At 72.8% G+C, this 5,046-nt stretch carries 4 protein-coding genes; 2 read left to right on the top strand and 2 right to left on the bottom strand.

The genetic code is table 11. The annotated features are described in order from the left end of the window. Positions 1-759: lysophospholipid acyltransferase family protein (locus C1I99_RS29150; RefSeq protein ID WP_111137401.1), on the bottom strand; the 759-nt coding region annotated here is incomplete at its 3' end. Positions 760-979: 220 nt separating this feature from the next. On the opposite strand from C1I99_RS29150, the gene C1I99_RS29145 reads away from it, so the two are divergent. Next, on the top strand, positions 980-2,392 hold the full coding sequence (locus C1I99_RS29145; protein ID WP_111137400.1) for a cytochrome ubiquinol oxidase subunit I: 1,413 nt from the start codon (positions 980-982) through the stop codon (positions 2,390-2,392). 14 nt (positions 2,393-2,406) lie between these two features. Beyond that, complete coding sequence (gene cydB / locus C1I99_RS29140) at positions 2,407-3,405, top strand: cytochrome d ubiquinol oxidase subunit II (protein WP_111137399.1); 999 nt, start codon at positions 2,407-2,409, stop codon at positions 3,403-3,405. A 70-nt stretch (positions 3,406-3,475) separates the two neighbouring features. Here cydB and C1I99_RS29135 read toward each other — a convergent pair whose 3' ends face one another. Next, positions 3,476-4,912, bottom strand: a complete 1,437-nt coding sequence (locus C1I99_RS29135; protein ID WP_111137398.1) for an MFS transporter — start codon at positions 4,910-4,912, stop codon at positions 3,476-3,478. Positions 4,913-5,046 lie beyond the last annotated feature (134 nt).

The raw sequence follows: 5,046 nt of genomic DNA, 5'->3' as shown, positions 1-5,046 counted from the left end.
GCGGTGGGAGCGGGCGGTGTCGACCGGACGGCCGGGGTCGGTGTGCCGGGGCCGGTCGGGCTCGTCGGGGCGCAGCGGCACGAGGTTGTCGGTGAGCGCGTCGATGATCCGGTCGGTGGCACGCCGGGCCGCGCCGGGCGTGCCGTGGGTGAGATCGGCCAGGGCGACCGGGTCGCCGAAGTGCACCCGGATGACCGGGCGGCGCACCAGCGACCGGACGAGCCCGCGCAGCAGCCCCTTCGGCGCGCGGTAGGGCACCACCTCGTGCGAGCCCCACTGTGCGACCGGGATCACCGGGGCGCCGCAGGTCAGGGCGAGCCGCGCGGTGCCGGTCTTGCCGCGTTCGGGCCACATGCCGGGGTCGAGGCCGATGCGCCCCTCGGGGTAGATCAGGATCACCGAGCCGCCGGCGACGGCCGCGGCGGCGTCGTCGAGGGCGTGGTGCACGGCACTGGTGCCCCGGTCGACCCGGATGTGCCCGGCGCGGCGCATCGCGGCCCCGAGCACGGGAGTGCGGAACAGCCCGCCGGTGGCCATGATGCGCGGGGAGACCCCGGCCGTCCGGCAGGCCGCGGCCATCACCACCGGGTCGATCGGGCTGATGTGATTGGCGGCCAGGATCAGCGGCCCGCGACGCAGGTGTGCCGGCACGCCCCCGCTGACCTGCAGGCGGGCCAGCAGGGCGACCACGGCGCGGGCGAGCAGCTGCGCGGTGCGCCAGATCAGCGGCGGCTGCCAGGTGGAGCGGGCGGTGTCCATCAGCGCGCAATGGTCGCATGCGGCGGCGCCCGGGCGGGGCCCAGGGCGGCGGCCAGTCAGCCGGACGAGGCCGCGCGTGGTCGCGACAGCGCGTGGTCGCGGGCCGGGGTGATCGGGATCATTGGTGCCGGGGAAGGTCGGAACCCCCGCCCCCGCCAACTCCTCTACGACGGGCAGTAGTATTTACTACGTCTCGTAGTATCACAGCTGGGGGTTTCAGGTGGACGCGTTGGACGTCGCCCGCTGGCAGTTCGGTGTCACCACCGTCTACCACTTCCTCTTCGTGCCGCTGACCATCGGCCTGTCCGTGCTGGTCGCCATCCTGCAGACGATGTGGCACCGCACCGGGAACGAGAAATACCTCAAGCTCACCAGGTTCTACGGCAAACTCTTCCTGATCAACTTTGCGATGGGTGTGGTCACCGGCATCGTGCAGGAGTTCCAGTTCGGCATGAACTGGAGCGACTACTCCCGCTTCGTCGGCGACATCTTCGGTGCACCCCTGGCCATCGAGGCCCTCGTGGCGTTCTTCCTGGAGTCGACCTTCATCGGCCTGTGGATCTTCGGCTGGGACCGGCTGCCCAAGCGGCTGCACCTGGCCAGCATCTGGGCCGCCGCGATCGGCACGAACCTGTCCGCCTACTTCATCCTCGCCGCGAACTCGTTCATGCAGAACCCGGTCGGCTACCGGATCAACCCCCAGACCGGCCGTGCGGAGCTGACCGACTTCGTCGCCGTGCTGACCAACAAGGTCGCCCTGATCACCTTCCCGCACACCATCGCCGGGGCGTTCCTGGTGGCCGGCTCGCTGCTGGTCGCGGTGGCGATCTGGCACCTGATGCGCAACCGCGACTCCGCCGACACCCCGGCCTACCGCTTCGCCGCCACGTTCGGCTCCTGGGTCACCCTGCTCGCCGCCGCCGCCGTAGTGATCACCGGCGACATCCAGGGCAAGATCATGACTCAGGTACAGCCGATGAAGATGGCCGCCGCCGAGGGCCTCTACACCACCGAGAGCCCCGCGTCGTTCTCCGTGCTCACCGTCGGCAGTCTCGACGGCACCCGCGAGCTGTTCGCCATCAAGATCCCGTACCTGCTGTCGTACCTGGGCACCGGCGACCCGAACGGCACCGTGCACGGCATCAACGACCTGCAGGCCCAGTACGCCAGCCAGTACGGCCCCGGCAGCTACACCCCGATCATCCCGGTCACCTACTGGAGCTTCCGCTTCATGATCGCCTTCGGGCTGGCCGCCGCCGCGATCGCCCTGCTCGTGCTCTGGACCCACCGCAAGGGCCGCACCCCGACCAGCAGCTGGCTGCTGCGCGCCGGCCTGGTCATGCCGCTGCTGCCCCTGCTCGCCAACTCCTTCGGCTGGATCTTCACCGAGATGGGCCGCCAGCCGTGGATCGTCTTCGGCGAGATGCTCACCCGCGACGGCGTCTCCCGCAGCGTGTCACTGACCGAGGTACTCACCTCGTTCACCGCCTTCACCCTGATCTACGCCACCCTCGCCGTGGTCGAGTTCAAACTGCTGGTCCGCTACGCCAAGGCCGGCGTGCCCGACGTGACCCCGCAGCCCGAACCCGACGACACCGACGACGCCGAACGCCCGCTCGCCTTCGCCTACTGAACCCGGAGCCCACCGTGGAACTCACCACCATCTGGTTTCTGCTCGTCGCGGCCCTGTTCACCGGCTACTTCATCCTGGAGGGCTTCGACTTCGGCGTCGGCATGCTGCTGCCCGTGCTCGGCCGCGACGACCGGGAACGCCGCGTCCTGATCAACACCATTGGCCCGGTCTGGGACGGCAACGAGGTGTGGCTGATCACCGCCGGCGGCGCCATGTTCGCCGCGTTCCCCGAGTGGTACGCCACCCTCTTCTCCGGCTTCTACCTGCCGCTGCTGCTGATCCTGCTGGCCCTGATCGCCCGCGGGGTGGCCTTCGAGTACCGGCACAAGCGCCCCGAGGCGTCCTGGAAGCGCCGCTGGGACGCCGCCATCGTCGTCGGCTCGGTGGTGCCGGCCCTCCTGTGGGGCGTCGCCTTCGCCAACATCCTGCGCGGGGTGCCGCTGGACGCCGACCACGAGTACGTCGGTGGCCTGCTCGACCTGCTCAACCCGTACGCCCTGCTCGGTGGCGCGACCACCGCGGCGCTGTTCCTCACCCACGGCGCGGTGTTCCTCGCCCTGAAGACCGTCGGTGACATCCGCGAGCGGGCCGCCGCCCTCGCGGCGCGCCTCGGGGTGGCCGCCGCCGTCCTCGCGGTGGCGTTCCTGTCCTGGACGCTGAGCATCCGCTCCAGTGCGACCGCCGTCGTGTTCGCCGCCGGCGCCGCCCTGGCGCTGCTCGGTGGCCTGGCCGCCGCCCGGGCACGGCGGGAGGGCTGGGCGTTCACCGGCACCGCGGTGGCCATCGGCCTGGCGGTGGCGACCCTGTTCGCCGCGCTGTTCCCGACCGTGCTGCCCTCCACCCTGGACGCCGCCGGCACGCTGACCGCCGGCAACGCCGCCTCCACCCCCTACACCCTGAAGATCATGACCTGGGTGGCGGTGGTGTTCGCCCCGATCGTGCTGGCCTACCAGGGCTGGACGTACTGGGTGTTCCGCAAGCGCATCGGGGTGGCCCACATCCCGCAGCACTGACCCCCAGCGCCGTCGGCCCTGCGCGGCCCGTGGGGCCGGCGCGAATCCCCTCTCGCGCCGGCCCCACGGCTCAGTGCCGTGCCGGATGCCGCCCGGCGCCGAGGATCCCGAACACCGCGACGGCGGCCACGGCGAGCGCGACCGCGGCCACCAGACTCGCCACCGCCTGGCCGTGCACGCCCGCCACGATGGCGGTGACGGCCTCCGCGCGCCGGTGGGCGTCGGCCGCGGCGGCGGCGACGCCGCCCAGCACCGCCACGCCCAGCGACGCCCCGACCTGCATGGCGGTCATCACCGTCGCCCCGGCGACCCCGGCGTCCGGGCCGGCGTCCTGGGTGGCGACGCTGTTCGCGGTCACCAGCACGAACGCGTTGCCCAGCCCCAGCAGGACGATCACCGGCAGCAGGAGCGTGGCGTAGCCACTGTCGGGGCGCAGCAGCCCGAGCAGGCCCAGCCCGGCCGCGGTGGCCAGCAGGCCGGGCACCAGCAACAGCCGCACGGGCGCGTCGGTGAGCAGCCGGCGGGCGCCGCGCACCCCGAGCACGATGGCCAGGGTGTACGGCAGGAACGCCAGCCCGGCCAGCACCGGCGGGAAGCCGAGCACGTGTTGCAGGTGGAAGGTGAGGAAGAAGAACGCGGCGACGTTGCCCGCCGCCATCGCCAGCACCGCCAGGTACGCCCCGCCGCGCCGGCGGTCGGCCACCACGCCCGGCGGCAGCAGCGGGTGTGCCACCCGCCGCTGCGCCGCGGCGAAGACCCCCAGCGCCGCGACACCGGCGGCGAGTACCCCCAGGGTCGATGGACCGGCCCAGCCGGCGGTCTCGGCGCGGCTGGCCGCGTACCCCAGCGCCACCAGCCCGCCGGTGGCCAGCACGGCGCCGACCAGGTCGACCGGGGTGTCCGCCCGGCCGGGCCCGGCCGTGACGGTGCGCGCCACGCCGGCGGCGGCCACCGCCGCGATCGGCACGGCGACCAGCAGGCTCCACCGCCAGCCGGCCAGGTCGGTGAGCACCCCGCCGAGCACCAGGCCGACACCGGTGCTGCTACCCATCACCGTGCCGTAGCGGCCGAACGCGCGGGCCCGATCGGCGCCGCCGGGGAAGCTGGTGCCGAGCAGGGCCAGCACCGACGGAGTGAACAGCGCTCCGGCGAGGCCCTGCACCGCCCGCGCGGTGATGAGCATGGCGGGGGTGACCGCGAGGCCGCCCAGCAGGGAGGCGACGGCGAACAGGGCCAGGCCGGCCAGCAGGCAGCGGCGGCGCCCCCACCGCGCCGAGAGCCGCCCGCCGAGCAGCAGGAACCCGCCATAGCAGAGGGCGAACGCGGTGACGACCCACTGCGCCTGGGCGGGGGAGAGGGCCAGGTCCCGCTGCACGGTGGGCAGCGCGACGTTCATGATCGTCGCGTCGGCGGCGATCATCAGCTGGCCGGTGGCGGCCCAGCCCAGGGCGGCCCAGCGGCGAGGCGAGGCGACCTCGGGTGGTGTGCTCGTGATGACTGTGGACATGGTCGACCCCTTCCCAGGCAACGTTGGCTCAACCAACGTTGGAGGGGCCAACATTAGCGGGATTCGTGGGCCAGGCCAACAATCGGGTTAAGGTCGTCACATGGACCACAGCGCCGCCCACGACGCCCCCACCC

The sequence above is a fragment of the Micromonospora deserti genome, assembly GCF_003236335.1.
In the GTDB taxonomy this organism is placed as follows: Bacteria; Actinomycetota; Actinomycetes; order Mycobacteriales; family Micromonosporaceae; genus Micromonospora; species Micromonospora deserti.
The sequence above is the reverse complement of the archived record's forward strand: the minus strand, read 5'-3'. Positions and strand labels throughout refer to the sequence as shown.

What these genes read in the sequence shown, in the direction of transcription:
- C1I99_RS29135 (WP_111137398.1), bottom strand. Translation starts at nt 4,912, where the DNA reads ATGTCCACAGTCATCACGAGCACACCACCCGAGGTCGCCTCGCCTCGC.